A 16,159-nucleotide genomic window follows, 5' to 3' on the forward strand; every position below is an offset into this window, starting at 1 on the left:
ACTACATCCTTAGTAGTACCTTCTTCACATACAAATATAAACTATTATTTAATTACTCTATCTAAGTGATCTTTCAAGTTCAATAAATATTGTTCAATATCCGGATTCTTCACCACATCATAACAAGCAAAACTCTTTAACGGACTCATACCGAGAAACTTTTGCACGCGGTGTAAATGACTAAGCGCTGATTCTAAACTTTCTCCTTCAAAGAACTTCGTCTTATCTCCAAATGCTTTTTCAGGTGCATTCCAAGTTGTAGAGAACATATACTCTTTCTCTTTTAATAAACCACCTGTTCCATATTCATCTGCACCTTTAAAGAACAAACCGTATTCATATACTTCATCCATATACGTTTTAAATAAGCCCGGTACACTAAACCAATAAATCGGTGTTTGATAAATAACAACATCGGCCCATAAAAACTTATCTTGTTCTTCTTTAATATTGTAACCATCTTGAATCGTTGTTGTTTTCACATGATGATTCTCGCCTAATACAGTAACCATATAATCTACTAACGTTCTATTTAATCGTCCTTCCTTTGTACCGTATTTTTCATGTCCATTTATAATAAATATATTTTTCATTACTTTTCTCTCCCCTATATGATCTACTCTTCGGCTATTAAGCCGAGTTGCTGCTGTAGTGTAAGATTATCTTCTAAATGCCAATCCTCCGTTATCTTTCTGTCTTTCACATGTAAAATATCAATTGCAAAAAAATTAATTTTCTTACCATTATGCGTTCCTGTAAAAGAAAGACGGGCTGTTACTTTATCACCAACAACCAATAAGTCTTCAATCTCGCAATGTATATCAGGCACAACTTTACGAAAATTTTGCGCTGCAAACTTTAATCCTTCAATGCCTTGTGGTCGCCCTTTCGGCAATGTATTATCGAAGAAATCTTTAGTAACAGTCTGCGGAATAAGTTCCTCCTTACCTGTATCCCAAAATGCATAAAAACGCTGCGCCGCATGAACCATTTCTGTCGCTTCTTTTTTACTTAGTGAGGGATCAATTGTCATTGCTTTTGGCCTTGGCATTTCTTTTAATAACTGAACTTCACCTTTTTGTTCCGCGCCGCATGCTACAAGCACAATACAAATAACAAACAAACTAAGGAATCCAAATAACTTTTTTATCCCCATGGAAATCACCACCTCCTCATATAAATCCTTTATGTTTCGTATTACTATTGTATATGCACTAACTTCCTTTATGGAAGTAGTGATATTTTTTTCATATAGTTACCAAAAGTATAGTTTTGTGATACTATAAAGCAAATTCATCCAAAAAAATTTTATGGAGGCTTGTTCCATGAACAATATAGATCCAGTTGAATTAACGAAAGGTTTACCTGGCATACCTTGTCCTATCGCTAAAACGCTTGATGTAATTAGTACAAAATGGACATTTTTAATCATTCGTGATCTTCTTATCGAAGGAACATTACGCTTTAGTGATTTACAAAAATCAATGGATGGGATTAGTCCAAAAACATTATCGCTTCGACTAAAGGAATTAGAATCTCAAGGCATTATAACGAGAAAAGTATATCCAGAAGTTCCGCCTCGTGTAGAGTACACATTAACGGATAAAGGAAAGCAATTAGAGGGGATTTTTATTGAATTAAAACGGTTTGGATTAAGTTTATAAAACAAAAACCCCTTACCGTCGTAAGGGGTTTTATTACTTCGCAAAACTCTCAGCCAGCTGTTTCTCTCTCCACATAAATGTAATGCCGAGACCAACTATTAAAACAACTCCTGAAAATGCATATGGATAATGAATATTCATATCAAATAATATTCCGCCCATCGCTGGTCCTGCGATATTTCCTAAACTCGTATAAGTTGAGTTCATACCAGCGACGAATCCTTGCTCTTTTCCGGCTGCTTTTGATAAAAATGTCGTTAAAGCTGGACGAAGTAAATCAAATGCTAAGAAAATGAAGCAAGTAACGAGAAGTACAATCCAATAATTAAAGACTACAGTTGAGACGAATGCTAATACTGCACCTACAATTAAACATATTTGAATTAACACTTTCTCACCGAACATGTCTACCAATTTGCCAAACATAAATACTTGCACAACTACCCCAAAGATTGAACTAATTGTAATAATCGCTGCAATATCTTTCGGCGAGAAACCAAATTTATGATCAGAGAACAAGCTAAACACTGTTTCATACGCTGATAATCCGAATGCGAGTACAAATACGATAATAAATGCGATTGCATACATTGGATGTAATGATTTCTTTAAATCACCAATAAAGCTTGATTCTTTCGTATTAGAAGAAATCTCTGCAAGTTCTTCTTTCGTTAACGGTTCTTTTAAAATAAAGATCGAAATCACACATGCTATAAAGGCAATTGCTGCTGCAACGAAAAACGGCACACGTATACCGTATTCTGCAATAAATCCGCCGATTCCAGGCCCTATAATGAATCCAGTACTAATCGCTGCAGATAAGTATCCCATTGCCTTTGGACGTTCCTGAATAGATGTAATATCCGCAACATATGCCGTAACACCAGGCATAATAAACGCAGCACTAATTCCGCCTAACACCCTTGCTACATAAAGCATCCATACATCTTTTCCCAATCCAAAAAGAAGCTCTGAAACACCAAAAATAAATAATCCAATGATTATCATTTTCTTCCTACCGTAAAGATCAACCCACCGGCCTGTAATAGGTGAAGTAATGAGCTGTGCCATTGCAAACACTGCAACGAGATAGCCCATCGTCTTCCCTGTTAAATGCATATCATTCATAAAGGACGGCATAACCGGAATGATTAATCCAATCCCTAGAAAAGCGATAAATATATTACTCAAAAGAATGACCAATACCATCTTTTGTTCTTTTATCGGTTTCTTCACTTTTTAACACCTCTTCCCGTAAGTTCCTCTCAAAAAATAATGCCCAAGAAGCTTTTTCTTTATCCTGCTCTTTGCGGGCTAGTAATGAGTGAGGATGCCTCCACTCATTAGAATTTCACTCTATCCTTCCACACATACATAAGCATTAGGTGAATGACTATCATTCAGTTTTCCTCAAAAATGAACCTACCTTTTCAGACAGGTTCATCTTACTACTTCTTTATATGTAGTGCATGTGTTAAAAAATCTAGTACTTCTGCCTTTTGTAGCTCGACTTGATCATCATCTTTATGATCATATAAATAAACTTGTTCCGCTGCTGATTCAACAAGAGCGATAAATAACTTCGCTGTTCGTTCTGCGTGAACCGAATCACGAATTTCACCAGCTTCTTTCGCCTCACTTAAAAATTCGCTTAACCACATATAAAGAGGCTCATACACAGCTTCCCACTCTTTTATATGTTCTGTAGATGCAAGACCCGCATACATTAAAGCTTGTATTTCACGGTATTCCTCTATAAATTGAAACACCGCATCGATTACTTGTGCCACTTTATTTGAAAAAGGTACATCTTTTTGTACTTTCTCTTTCACTGCAAGTATCATCTTTTCAACCATCACTTCTGCTATTGCAGGCATAACAGATAGCTTAGAAGGAAAATATAAATAGAAAGTTCCTTGCGCAATGCCAGCTAATTTCACGATATCAGAAATCTTCGTTTTTTCGACGCCCTTTTCCTGAAACACTTCAATCGCTGCATAGACAATTTTCTCTTTTTTATTCATCATCTAAACCCTTTCACACGCATATTGAATGACTGTCACTCATTTTATAAGATAATTGATTGTACTGTCAATGATAGTGAACTCTAAGAGGACGTCATTTTTTTATAATAAAATCTCCTAATAAACAATTAGGAGATAAAAATACAATATATCTTTAAGAAAGTGCCTTTAATCCTGTCACTCCACATACAATAAGAAACACACTAATAATACGCGCTTTACTTTTCGACTCACCAAACAAGAACATGTTTAATAAAACTGCACCTGCTGTTCCAATACCGATCCAAACCGCATACGCGACACTGACTTGTAAAAATAAGAAAGATGTATACAAGAATGCGAAGGATGTAGCAAACCCGCCTATATAAATCGCACCATTGGCTAATGTCTTATCTTTACTATACATTTTAAGTCCTATCACACCGACTATTTCACTAATTGCAGCACAAAATACGAAAAACCAACCCATCTTTAAGCAGCTCCTTCCACAGTTTCTTCTTTATTATCAGCTAGCTTTAAACCGATAACGCCAGCTACAACCATCACGATAAAGAATAACTTCCCTACACTGAAACTTCCGCCGAAAAGAAATACATCCATCAAGAAAGTACCTACCGTACCAGCTCCAGCGAAAACAGCATATACAGTCCCTGTTGCAAGATGTTCACACGCTTTAGAAAGGAAGTGAAAATCAACAGCTATAACTCCTAAAATAATAATCCAATGCCACCAAGTATTGGCTGTATTAAAACCAAACACCCAAAAAATTTCAAAGATACATGTTAATATGACATATAACCAAGCTTTATTTTTCATACCTCTCACCTCTTATGACTGACTATCAGTCATTTTTGTTTAAAAAAAATATGCTCTTTCATCACTACTATATATAAACAACTATCATCCTCATTTACCATTTATATTTGTTCCGTTTTCAAACTAACTACATCCTGCCACAGAAAATGACTGAATGTCATTCATACTTATTGTATATGAATAAATCATACTGTGTCAAGAATCGATTTTCATAATAAATATGTGCAGAAATTTAGAATAAGGGAATACGAATTGATATACAAGCATCCCCTTATTATTCATGTGTATTATTTATTTTTATGTACTTTTAAAACATACGATTACTTTTAGTAAACCATATCCAATTCCTCCTCCTATCGTATTTAATAACACATCATCAACATTAGGTATTCCCACCCCAAAAAGATATTGTAAAAATTCGATTGTTGTTGACGTTAATATGATTAAGAATATTACTACATAAGAATTGAATAGATTTCGAAACCATAACGGCAGAAAAAATCCTAGTGGTAATAAAAGTAATATATTACCTAAAATAATAGTTCCGATTCCATATATATTTAATATATGAATTATTGAATCAAAAGGAATTAATTGTGGTGTAGAAAATTTAAAAATAGATTTATTCTCAAGCACTCTTTCATAAATAGACCACGGTATCGCCTCGATTCTTGTAATTATTAATACTCCCATTGTATAAATAAAAGATACACTTACTAGCAATAATCTTAAGATCAAAAACTTTAAAGAGATGTCGTTTTTTTTGTATTTCCATATAAGTATTATCGTTATTATTAAAAATATTGTTCCAATAATAGGTGAAACATACGGGGGACTAAATTGAATCATCTCGGAAAAAGTTCTTGTAAAATATGTCGCCATTTTAACGTAACTCCTTAAATAATATATAAAGTAAAACTTAATCAGTAGGAATTTTGTTCATTATACACTGATTATTAATTGAACCAATCGGACATTAACGGACAGCACGACTGCCCACTAACTTCTTTGCTTCAGCCTAATTTTGAGTTAGAAATCTCCCTACTAGTTATTGTGGAATGAAATAATAATTAGTTTTTTCAACTCTTATTTATTTTCAAATTTATTCTTGAATGCATCTTTTATTTTTTATCCCTGTTCTATTGTTAAATCACCATCTATCATTGTTAGTTTATTTATAAGTAATATCAGGATAAGAATAACCTAGTCTGCTTACATATTCTTTGTTATTATCCATAATAGATTTACTTCATAATTTATATTATAAATATAATGTAATATATAACTATGTTTATTTTATTTATAAACTTTATTGTTAAAGCTATTATTTTTCAGTAAAAAAATAGCTAATTATCAACGATAAGCAGATATATTAAACATAAAATGAAGATTCAATCAGTCTGTAAATAGTCGAATAAACTGTCCTACCAGACAATTTATTTCTGATTCCACATGTAGTTAGAAAAAATTCTATCGTCCACTGTATATTTCTCAATAATCTGTCAATACTGCTAGTAACATAATATTTTCTCCACTCCCCCTTGGAGAAATCCCTTGAATGGAGCAGTTAGCTTTTGCTAGCTGCTCTTTTTTATTTATCCGCACACTATGATGAAATACTCATAGATCAAATCCATTTTTCATCACATAACAACATCTATTTATTTTCCAATGAGCTTTTGTAAGCACGAATTTTATTCTCGAGCATCTTCTCTGTAACTTCTAAGTTTTCTCTTTGAATCTGAATAGATTTCCTATGATCTTCTAGGAGCTGTAAACGAGCTTCTGTTGTATGCTCCCCTTCTGTATATAATCTAGCGTATTCTCTTATTTTCGCTATTGGCATTTGCGTTTGTTTTAATTTCATTACAAACTGCAACCACTTTATATGTGACTCTTCGTAAAGTCGATTTCCATTTGTATCTCGATTTGCAATTAATATATTTTCCTTTTCATAATAACGTAGTGTATGTGTGCTCACGCCTAATAATTTTGCTACCTCGCTAATTGTGTACATACTAAAACTCCCTCCACATGCTTACCCTCATATATTTTATGACCTTATCAAATTTATAAAAAACATTTGACTTAGAGTATACTCTAACAAATACAATCTAACCATAATAAATTCATTTGAACTTAGGGGGATTTTATATGAAATACACTGTTATTACTGGCGCAAGTTCCGGAATTGGTTATGAAGCAGCTTTAGCATTTGCATCTCGCGGAAAAAATTTAGTACTTGTAGCTCGAAGACAAGAAGAATTAAACGAATTAAAATTGAAAATTAACGAAATGCATCCAGAATTGGATGTTGTCATTCGAAGAACTGATTTATCTGTTACTGAAGATGTTTATAAACTTTATGAAAGCCTACAATCTTTTCAAATTGAAACGTGGATTAACAACGCAGGTTTTGGTAATTTCGCCTCAATTGCTGAACAAAATTTAAATAAAATCGAGACGATGTTGCATGTCAATATAGAAGCACTAACAATACTCTCTTCTCTTTTCGTTCGAGATTATTCAAAGGTTGACGGAACACAGCTTATTAACGTTTCATCGGGAGGCGGATACACGATTGTTGCTGATGCTGTTACGTATTGCGCTACGAAATTCTATGTAAGTGCATTTACAGAAGGGCTGTCTCACGAACTGAAAGAACAAAGCGCAAAACTGCAAGCAAAAGTTTTAGCTCCTGCTGCAACTGAAACAGAGTTCGCGAAGCGTTCATTTGATATTGATGAATTCCAATACGATAATGTTGTACCAAAATTCCACACTGCAAAACAAATGGCACAATTTATGCTCGATCTTTATGATAGCGATAAAGTTGTAGGGCTTGTCGATGGTTCTACTTATAACTATGAACTTAAAAACCCCATTTTTAAGTTTGCAGTAAGAAAAACGAATTCAAGTTCTTAATTTCCCCTAAAACATAGATGCCCACTATTACGTAAATAATAGTGGGACTTTTTCTGTCTGAAAAATTCACCCAACATACCGAATCATCGCCACCTCATCACAATAATCAACCTTTGGACAATGCCTACAATCAATCCATACTTTCTCTGGCAATGCATCTCTATTCACAAAATCAAACCCGCACTTTTGAAAAAATTCCGTTTCATATGTTAAAGAAATAACTCTACTCACTTTTATTTTCGCAGCTTCATTCATGACATGATTCACTAACATACGTCCAATCCCTTTTCCTGCATATGTATGCGAAACGACTAACGACCGGACTTCTGCTAGGTCCTCCCCTAATACATGTAAACCAGCAACTCCAACAATTCTCTCGTCTTCTTTCATAACATATAAACATTGCAAATATTGATAAAGAGACAAAAGAGAACGTGGTAAAACAACTCCCTCTTTTGCATAAACCTCAATAAGACTATAAATTTCTTTCACATCACTCGTCACCGCATTACAGATTTTCATATTACATCCCCTTGCCCCTCAATATTAATATTTATAACTTAAAATGAATTTTAATTCACAATTTTATATAATAATACATCTCTCTTTTCTCCTCGTCAATCAATTTATACAAACAAAAAACCAAGCAATCTAATCGATGCTCGGTTCCTCATTTCGTATCGGCAATACCGTCGAATATTTAATTTCACGAAGTGCTAAACTTGTCTGTATCCTTGTAATACCAAGCTTATTCAACTTTCTAATAAACTGCTCTAGTTCTTTACGATCACGATTTGCAACCTTTAATAAATAATCGTACTCTCCTGTTAAACAGTGACATTCTAACACTTCCGGCATCGATTCTAATTCTTTCTCCAACACTTCCAGCTTGTCAAATTGATGAATATTTGTACTCATAAAAATAAAACATAATAAATCAAACCCAAGCTTTTCTTGATTTAAAATCGCAACTTGCTTATCGATGAAACCTTCCCCATCCAATCTTTTTATTCTTGCATGCATCGCAGCCGGTGATAAATTAACGCGACGTGCCAGCTCTGCATTACTTACTTGTGACTCCTTCTGCAATATATCTAAAATTTGTACATCCAAATCATCCAACACTTTAATAACAGACGACTCCATTACAATTCCCCCCTTTTTTCTTACCGATGATTATTCGAAAAAACACCTTATACCTTACAAAAAACTGAATATCATTCCGTAAATATCATTCATAACTAAAGATTTTATCGAGTTTTCACCATTATACAAAAGAATATATTACACAATAAAGAAAAATGCTAAAATTATTTACAATTCGTATTGATTACAAAAAAGGGGATTTTAGCATGCCTTATTTTTACGTCTTTTTACTATTACTAACGAGCTTATTATGGGGAGGAAATTTTGTCGTTGGAAAATCACTCGTCGATCATGCATCGCCGATGACACTGACAAATTTAAGATGGATGATTGCGATTGTTTGTTTATTACCGATGGTATGGTTTAAAGAAAAGAAAATCCTTCCACCACGTACCGCAATACTTCCTTTAATATTGATGGGAATTTCAGGGGTCGCTCTTTTTAACATCTTTCAATTTTTAGCATTAGAAAAAACATCCGCTACGAATGTAGGTCTTATCTCTACATTGAATGCAATTTCAATCGCATTATTTTCAGTATTATTTCTAAAAGAAAAAGTAAATACACTTCAAATCCTATCCATGATTCTTTCATTCTTCGGGGTTATCCTCGTCCTATTAAAAGGTGATTTCTCGCTTTTATTTTCACTACATTTTAATAGCGGCGATTTATGGATGATTGCAGCAGTTTGTATTTGGGGAATCTATTCTGTTTGTAGTAAATGGGCAACAAAAACAACTACACCACTTATGGCAACGTTGTACTCTGGTATTTTCGGCGTTATTTTATTACTACCGCTTAACATAGGTAGCTTCACTGTTTCAAATATAAATACTTCTTTCATCACATCACTTTTATATACTGGGCTTATTTCGACAGTTCTTTGTATGGTATTTTGGAATATTGGTGTACAAAAATTAGGCGCAACTACATCAGGTATTTTTCTAAACTTCAATCCAATTTTCACAGCCATTTTAGCATTCATATTCCTCAGAGAAGAATTAACGTGGATACAAATTTTAGGGACAATTGTCGTTGTAACAGGATGTTATTTATTTTCTCATTTTAAAACTGTTGCCGTTCAGCCTGTTAGACCTTTAATGCGAAAACATTCTTAATGAAAAAACATCGTCATCTGGGTTGGCGATGTTTTTATTTTCTCTTCATTTCTTTTATATACTGCTTTTCCTCTTCTGGCGATAAACGTTTCGTCGCCTTGCCAGTATCTCCACCTTGAAGGCTCCATAAAAAGTTATGCTCCTCAACAGTTTGAGAAAAATCTCCTTTTTCCCATCTATTTATAATAGAAAATAACTTCATTTTATATTGAAAACCTGTACTATTTTCAATATCTCTTTTTACATTAGAAATTTCCTTTTTTGTCATCTCTACAAATCCCCATTTTTCAGAGGATTTTACCTTTTGGTGCACCATTTTATGCATAGTAGAAATAATTTCACCTTCACTAATTTGCGGGGCTTCTTCTGCAGCTTTTTTCTCTTTTTCGTTTGCCGCTCGCTCGGTTTGAATATTTGTATTTTCTTTTTCCACATATGCAAGCAATTTCTTTCCGCCAACTATAGAAGAGATGATTACCATAATGGTAATACATATACCTACAATCCATTTAAAAAGCATTAGCTCTTCATCGCTTCCCTAACAATATGACTATCTACATACTGCTTAAACTTCACGATTTTTCCATTTTCAAGCTGCCATACATGAACAAATTCTGCTTCAAATGATTTTCCTGTTTCTTTATAAACTCCAGAATACATACCTTCAGCAACAATTACATCTTTTCCGTTTACTTCATGATATGTATTTACACTTGCTTTATAATCATCCCAGTCTGATCCTAAACGGCTAAATACATTTTCCATTATAGCTTCTACGCCTTTATATGTTCCGCCGTACGGGAAACCTTCTGCCTCTGTCCATTCCACTTTTTCAGAGAAGGCTTCTGCTAAATGCTTTGCATTCGAAGACGCTGATCCTTCATACGTGCTTTGAATAATTTCTAAATTTGATTTAGGCATATTACTTCCTCCCGTTTATTTATTTTTGCACAAGATGTAACCTATACAGTTACATCTTGTGCAAAAAAATATTTAAATTGTTTTACTCTTAATCTATTTGTTGTAATCATTATAGTTACAATATTTCTTCAAGTCAACATTTATAAATAAAATTTACTTCGTTTTCATTACTTTCTCTTTTAAGAAACGATCTACATATCCTTCTGCTTTTACTACGAATAAATACGCACCCATTGATAATAATGCAAGATCTAATTCATATCCTGGATTCTTTCCATCTCCTAATAAACCTGCTGCTCCATTTACCTTTACAATAGCTCCAGCTAAAATAAGAGCGAATAACAATCCTACATATCGTACACCTAAACCGATAATTAATAATATACCACCAACTAATTCAACTGTTGCTACGCCGTATGCAAGACCACCTGGTAAACCGATGCTTGTAAACCATCCTGCTACGTTATCGATACCTGATTGAAACTTTGCTAAACCGTGTGCAAAAAACGTAACTCCTAACACGATACGAATAATTAAATTCCCAATATATTGATTCATTTTGAACTCTCCTTTTTGTTTTGTTATGGTGAACTTTTATTTACAAGTCAAAACAATACGGTATTTTATTTCATTCGTCAAATACTTTTTTAAAGAAAACAAAAAACATTATCCGTTTTACGGATAATGTTTTCCTACAAAATAGCGCTAATTCAAGCTTTTATTCTATCGCATAGAAAAAGTTGAAACATTTTTCCAGCGCCAATATAAGGCAGTAAAGAAACGTCCTCTTCCACAACTATTCCAACAACATTCACTTTCTCATCTACAGGTAAATCATGTGTAGCAACTTGCATCTCCCCTGCATATCTACCGTACAATTCATTATCAATTGTAATGCTGCCTTTCTTTCTTACAATTGTATGCATCGGCTGTAAAACCACTCTATTTCCTTCCCTTGATTCTACAGATCGAATAACATCACGAGCCGGATCTAGTCTATTTGTATGCACTTGCTCCACCACTTTTAATACTTCTTTATCAGTTATAAATGATTTGTAACGCAATGGAATAATCCCTCTACTCGCACTAGCTACTTCTTGCATACTTTCCAAACTTGCGCTTATATCTCCAATCAATACTTTATCAACACCACAATCTTGAACAAGTTCTAAGTACGCTTCAAGCGGGCGCATATTGCGATGTTTTTCTAACGTTGGTAACCCTTCATATAACGGACCACGTTTTTCCGCGTCTCCTGGAATAAATGCCATCGTTTTTATTCCGCACTCCTGTAAATATTGATTTTGTTTTTGTAAGAAGGACTTTGCTAGTCCTGTCTCTGGACGTGGGTAAAAATTATGCCATGCTTCTACATTCTCTACTCTTATATGTTCTGCAAGTAATTCTTTCCAAAATGAATTTGTAATCGTACTCGCATTTAAAGCTACTTTCATCTTATGAGATACGCTTGCAATTTCTTTTGGCGCAATGCCGTAATCCATTCTTAAACCGGTAATGCCCCAGTCCAATAGCTCTTCCACATTTTCATATGTTAGCCCTAAATGGTGTAACGATTTTGGAGAAACATCAACCATTAGCTCCATTTCATGTGCAAGAGCTTGTTTCCCTAATATTTGAATTAACTCTTTATACGTATTTGGATCATCTTCTGGAATGTGCAGTGATGTAAAAATAGATGTAAACCCATTTTCCTTCGCTACTTTTAACCACTCTTCTTGTTTCTCTACTCGTTCTTTTGAAAGATAAATGGAAACTCCGATCATATAAATCTCCCTTTCTATTAATAGAAAAAGAGAAAGGAATCCCTTTCTCTATATGTTTTCTGCCATTTCTTCTTTAAATCCGAAGAAATACGTAAAGATAAATCCGAAAGCATATGCAATTACTAAACCTAAGAAATAGAGTAAATATTTATTGTCAGCAATTAACGGAATTAAAGATAGCCCTGATACGCCAATTCCAAGAGAAGCTGTTTGCATAACTGCTTGGAATGCACCACCGACAGCCGCTCCTAAACAAGCAGTAATAAACGGTTTCCCAAGTGGTAATGTCACCCCGTATAATAACGGCTCACCAATTCCTAAAAAGCCAACTGGCAATCCACCTTTAATTACATTTCGAAGTCGTTTGTTTTTTGTTTTCACATAAATCGCAATTGCTGCGCCCACTTGGCCAGCACCAGCCATTGCGAGCACTGGTAATAAAGGTGTTACGTGTGTTTGATTAATAAATTCCATATGAATTGGTGTTAAACCGTGATGCAATCCGACCATAACGAGAGGTAAAAATGTTCCCGCAAGTACTGCGCCAGCAAATGCTCCGCCAATATTTAAAATAGCATTAATTCCGCTCGTAATACCATCTGATAAGAAACCTGCTAATGGCTGAATGGCTAACATCGTTACGATACTTACAACTAATACAGTAATGAGTGGTGTCACGATAATATCAACTGCGTTTGGCACTGCTTTTCGAACTTGTCTTTCCACTACAACCATAAGCCATGCTGCAAAAATAACTGCAAACAATCCGCCCCGTCCGGGCACTAACGCTTCACCAAACAATTTTACGTTTGCCATCGCCGGGTTGAAAATTAAAATACCAGCAATTGCCCCAAGAACCGTTGTCCCGCCAAATTCTTTCGCTGTATTCCAGCCGACTAAAATTCCTAAGAATGTAAAGATACCGCCGCCAATGAGTAGTAACATTTGTAACCACGTTGCATTTGGATCAGCACCAGCATTTTTCGCAAAGTTAGCAACCCCGTTTATAATTCCTGACGCAACAAGCCCCGGAATTAATGGGATGAAAATACTTCCTATTTTTCGTAAAAAGTTTTTCACCGGTGTATTATTTTTCTTCTTAATCTCTGATTTCATCTCTTGCCCAATATCTTCAAGGTGATGATCTGCTACCTCACCAATTCGTAGTCCTGTCAAACCTTCCATTTCAGCTGCTACTTTATTTACTGTTCCTGGACCAACGACAACTTGAAGCGTCTCATCTTCTATAACACCCATAACGCCTTCAACTTTTTTCAAAAGGTCCATATTTACTTTACTTTCATCATGAAGCGTTAAACGTAGTCTCGTCATACAATGAGCAATACTACGAATATTTTTTATTCCACCAAGTTGCTCCGAAATTTCCTTGGCCATTCTCTCTTCTTTCTTCATAATAGAATCCCCCTCCCTATTACTTTATAGTGCTTTCTTCACAAACCCTTTTGCGTATTTTAGTTTCTCCAGTGCTTCCCCATACTCACACTGCAACAACACCATAACAATGGCAGCTTTTACGTTACGTTCTGCCTTTTCATAATACTCTGCCGCTACTTCATAACTAGCGCCTGTTGCTTCCACAATAATTCGTTTTGACCGTTCTACTAACTTTTCATTTGTGGATTGAACATCTACCATTAAGTTTTTATATACTTTTCCTACACCAATCATCGAAGCTGTTGAAATCATATTCAGCACTAATTTTTGTGCTGTACCAGCTTTTAAACGCGTTGATCCTGTTAATATTTCTGCACCTGTTTCTACTTCCACATTTAAATTTGCATATTTACTTATTTCAGCATTTTTATTACAAGAAATACTCGCTGTACTCGCTCCTACGCTCTGTGCGTATTTCAAGCCGCCAATTACGTAAGGAGTTCTGCCACTGGCAGCAATTCCAATCACTGTATCTTTCTCATTTAATCCAATACTTTTTAAATCTTCTTCTGCTAACTCTTCGCGATCTTCGGCACCTTCCACCGCTTTAGTAAACGCTTTCAATCCACCTGCTATAAATCCTTGCACCATTTTATCATCCGTGCCAAATGTCGGCGGACATTCCACTGCATCTAGGATACCTAAACGACCACTCGTACCAGCACCAATGTAAATTAAGCGTCCCTCTTCTTCAAAAGATTTAATAACAGTCTGTACAACCTTTTCAATTTGTTCTATCTCTTTTTCAACTGCTAACGCAACAGTTCGATCTTCTTCATTCATACTTTGCAATACTTCTTTTATGCTCATTTCATCCAGATTCATTGTTTTCTCATTACGATGTTCTGTCGATAAATTTTCTAACATATTTCCACCCTCTTTGAAATTATATTTCACACTTTTATTATAACTTTAAGAAACTAAAAATCAATAATCCTTTCTTATTTTATGAAATAAAATTTCACAACATGACATATTTGTGTCAAAGATAATAAAAAAGATGAGTCTCCTCATCTTTTCTTCTACTTTAACTTCCGTAACCGCAACGCTTCTTCTCGCGTCTCTATAAATTGATCCAATACTTTATTACCAATTCGATTGAAAGTAATAACATATAAAGCATCGATCATATTCAATTGTGTCATTCTCGAAGCAATACTCGCAATACGATGATCTTGTTCTACATCTGGCATACAAAGGCGAATATCCGCTTCTTTATATAGGGGTGATGATTGATCTAATTTCGTAATTCCAATAACAGTTGCACCTTGTCTCTTTGCATACTGCGCCATTTCAAGCACATCTTTCGTTCGACCAGATGTTGAAATCGCAACAAATATATCACCTTCTTTTAAATTCGTCACAAGTGGCAACATCATATGAAAATCAGATAGCATCATCGCTGTAAATCCAAGCCGCGTAAATTTATAAGCCCCGTCCATTGCTGGCGTAGCTGATCCACCTACTCCGTAAAATATAATTTTGCCCGCATTGACAATACGATCCGCTGCTTTCTCAAGTTCCCTCTTATCTATTGCAGTAACACTCGCCTCAATTGCAGCTTTATTCACATAAGTAACTTTATTAAATAAATCATACGGTCCATCTTCTGTATTCATCACTGAAAAATCGTTAATATTATAATCAGCAATCGTTAATTCACGAACGAGTGCTATCTTAAATGCTTTAAAACTTCCGATTCCAATCGATTTACAAAAGCGAACGACACTCGCTTCACTTGCTCCTGCATTCGTTGACACTTCTTTCGTCGTTAAATTCGGTACAATCTCTGCATTCTCCATTATGTACATGGCAACCTTCTTCTCAGCTGGTGAAAATTGATCCATATTACTTTCAATTTTAAATAGTAATGTTGAAGCTTTCACTATTTAACCTCCACTTCTTACAGTTGCGTTCACTTATTTTCTCTTGCTTCAAGAAGGTAATAACCATCATCGCCAGGAGGATGAAACACATTTACAATGCGATTCCCTTTTTGATAAACAGTTCTTTCCCCCTCTGTCCACTTCTTTTCCCAACCGTTCATCCAAATCGCAACATCAGGTAAAAAAGCAGTATATTTCAGCTTCTGACCGTACTCACCATCTGCTTCTTCCGAAAAAATAGAAACCGGAAAATCTTTCACTTTTGATTCTTTCCATGCAGTAAATGGTATACATACTGCAATAAGTACGATTACACCGATAACCTTCTCCTTCGTAATCTTCACACTTCCCTCTCCTTGTCATATCACATACATAGATTTTACCATAATTACAAACCCTTCATGCTATATGATCATTGCT

21 protein-coding genes are annotated in these 16,159 nt (G+C 34.8%); 3 read left to right on the forward strand and 18 right to left on the reverse strand.

The features are described 5' to 3' along the window. Window positions 1-44: 44 nt before the first annotated feature. Together ACUN13_RS11000 and ACUN13_RS11005 are read right to left on the reverse strand one after the other, a co-directional pair. Window positions 45-593: an NAD(P)H-dependent oxidoreductase gene (locus tag ACUN13_RS11000; protein WP_006917044.1), complete on the reverse strand. Its 549-nt coding sequence runs from the start codon at window positions 591-593 to the stop codon at window positions 45-47. Between the two features lie 23 nt (window positions 594-616). Next, a complete protein-coding gene (locus ACUN13_RS11005; protein WP_000511552.1) occupies window positions 617-1,156 on the reverse strand; it encodes an ester cyclase in 540 nt (179 codons plus the stop codon). 169 nt (window positions 1,157-1,325) lie between these two features. Here ACUN13_RS11005 and ACUN13_RS11010 point away from each other — a divergent pair, with 169 nt between their 5' ends. Then, entirely contained in the window at window positions 1,326-1,664 is a 339-nt protein-coding gene (locus tag ACUN13_RS11010; RefSeq protein WP_001059470.1) for a winged helix-turn-helix transcriptional regulator, read from the forward strand. A gap of 33 nt (window positions 1,665-1,697) precedes the next feature. Here the strand turns inward: ACUN13_RS11010 and ACUN13_RS11015 are convergent, their stop codons facing one another. The 6 genes from ACUN13_RS11015 to ACUN13_RS11040 form a co-directional block, all read right to left on the reverse strand. Continuing rightward, window positions 1,698-2,900, reverse strand: a complete 1,203-nt coding sequence (locus tag ACUN13_RS11015; protein ID WP_000742953.1) for an MFS transporter — start codon at window positions 2,898-2,900, stop codon at window positions 1,698-1,700. Window positions 2,901-3,112: 212 nt separating this feature from the next. After that, the gene (locus ACUN13_RS11020) at window positions 3,113-3,691 is read right to left on the reverse strand and encodes a TetR family transcriptional regulator (RefSeq protein ID WP_043924626.1); all 579 of its coding nucleotides are present in this window, start codon (window positions 3,689-3,691) and stop codon (window positions 3,113-3,115) included. Window positions 3,692-3,842: 151 nt separating this feature from the next. Further along, window positions 3,843-4,157: a DMT family transporter gene (locus ACUN13_RS11025; protein ID WP_000539671.1), complete on the reverse strand. Its 315-nt coding sequence runs from the start codon at window positions 4,155-4,157 to the stop codon at window positions 3,843-3,845. Window positions 4,158-4,159: 2 nt separating this feature from the next. Further along, window positions 4,160-4,504, reverse strand: a complete 345-nt coding sequence (locus ACUN13_RS11030) for a DMT family transporter (RefSeq protein ID WP_000790626.1) — start codon at window positions 4,502-4,504, stop codon at window positions 4,160-4,162. Between the two features lie 297 nt (window positions 4,505-4,801). Then, a complete protein-coding gene (locus ACUN13_RS11035) occupies window positions 4,802-5,386 on the reverse strand; it encodes a VanZ family protein (protein ID WP_445423776.1) in 585 nt (194 codons plus the stop codon). Window positions 5,387-6,161: 775 nt separating this feature from the next. Continuing rightward, complete coding sequence (locus tag ACUN13_RS11040) at window positions 6,162-6,521, reverse strand: MerR family transcriptional regulator (protein ID WP_000288066.1); 360 nt, start codon at window positions 6,519-6,521, stop codon at window positions 6,162-6,164. 137 nt (window positions 6,522-6,658) lie between these two features. Here ACUN13_RS11040 and ACUN13_RS11045 point away from each other — a divergent pair, with 137 nt between their 5' ends. Further along, the gene (locus ACUN13_RS11045; protein ID WP_242278505.1) at window positions 6,659-7,429 is read left to right on the forward strand and encodes an SDR family NAD(P)-dependent oxidoreductase; all 771 of its coding nucleotides are present in this window, start codon (window positions 6,659-6,661) and stop codon (window positions 7,427-7,429) included. Between the two features lie 66 nt (window positions 7,430-7,495). On the opposite strand, the gene ACUN13_RS11050 is transcribed toward ACUN13_RS11045, so the two are convergent. Both ACUN13_RS11050 and ACUN13_RS11055 read right to left on the reverse strand, forming a co-directional pair. After that, entirely contained in the window at window positions 7,496-7,951 is a 456-nt protein-coding gene (locus ACUN13_RS11050) for an N-acetyltransferase (RefSeq protein WP_000686669.1), read from the reverse strand. 129 nt (window positions 7,952-8,080) lie between these two features. Continuing rightward, window positions 8,081-8,575, reverse strand: a complete 495-nt coding sequence (locus ACUN13_RS11055) for an Lrp/AsnC family transcriptional regulator (protein WP_000446097.1) — start codon at window positions 8,573-8,575, stop codon at window positions 8,081-8,083. A 206-nt stretch (window positions 8,576-8,781) separates the two neighbouring features. On the opposite strand from ACUN13_RS11055, the gene ACUN13_RS11060 reads away from it, so the two are divergent. After that, a complete protein-coding gene (locus ACUN13_RS11060) occupies window positions 8,782-9,693 on the forward strand; it encodes a DMT family transporter (protein WP_257115875.1) in 912 nt (303 codons plus the stop codon). 34 nt (window positions 9,694-9,727) lie between these two features. Here the strand turns inward: ACUN13_RS11060 and ACUN13_RS11065 are convergent, their stop codons facing one another. The 8 genes from ACUN13_RS11065 to ACUN13_RS11100 all read right to left on the reverse strand — a co-directional run bounded on the left by ACUN13_RS11065 (window position 9,728) and on the right by ACUN13_RS11100 (window position 16,083). Continuing rightward, entirely contained in the window at window positions 9,728-10,213 is a 486-nt protein-coding gene (locus ACUN13_RS11065; protein ID WP_242278506.1) for a PRK06770 family protein, read from the reverse strand. Next, window positions 10,213-10,614: a nuclear transport factor 2 family protein gene (locus ACUN13_RS11070; protein ID WP_001126699.1), complete on the reverse strand. Its 402-nt coding sequence runs from the start codon at window positions 10,612-10,614 to the stop codon at window positions 10,213-10,215. The genes ACUN13_RS11065 and ACUN13_RS11070 overlap by 1 nt, the downstream gene beginning before the upstream one ends. 153 nt (window positions 10,615-10,767) lie before the next feature. Continuing rightward, window positions 10,768-11,172, reverse strand: coding sequence for a DoxX family protein (locus ACUN13_RS11075; protein ID WP_001077751.1), 405 nt, complete (start codon window positions 11,170-11,172; stop codon window positions 10,768-10,770). A gap of 152 nt (window positions 11,173-11,324) precedes the next feature. Further along, window positions 11,325-12,398 carry a DUF871 domain-containing protein gene (locus ACUN13_RS11080; RefSeq protein ID WP_025688212.1) on the reverse strand — a complete coding sequence of 358 codons (1,074 nt, stop codon included), beginning with the start codon at window positions 12,396-12,398 and terminating at the stop codon, window positions 11,325-11,327. 48 nt (window positions 12,399-12,446) lie between these two features. Continuing rightward, window positions 12,447-13,811, reverse strand: a complete 1,365-nt coding sequence (locus ACUN13_RS11085) for a PTS transporter subunit EIIC (protein ID WP_257115874.1) — start codon at window positions 13,809-13,811, stop codon at window positions 12,447-12,449. A 24-nt stretch (window positions 13,812-13,835) separates the two neighbouring features. Next, entirely contained in the window at window positions 13,836-14,720 is an 885-nt protein-coding gene (murQ, locus tag ACUN13_RS11090; RefSeq protein WP_000892350.1) for an N-acetylmuramic acid 6-phosphate etherase, read from the reverse strand. Window positions 14,721-14,875: 155 nt separating this feature from the next. Then, entirely contained in the window at window positions 14,876-15,739 is an 864-nt protein-coding gene (locus ACUN13_RS11095) for a MurR/RpiR family transcriptional regulator (protein ID WP_342761667.1), read from the reverse strand. A 29-nt stretch (window positions 15,740-15,768) separates the two neighbouring features. After that, on the reverse strand, window positions 15,769-16,083 hold the full coding sequence (locus tag ACUN13_RS11100; protein WP_000704958.1) for a hypothetical protein: 315 nt from the start codon (window positions 16,081-16,083) through the stop codon (window positions 15,769-15,771). Window positions 16,084-16,159: the final 76 nt, after the last annotated feature.

The sequence above is a fragment of the Bacillus cereus group sp. Bce041 genome (assembly GCF_052646455.1).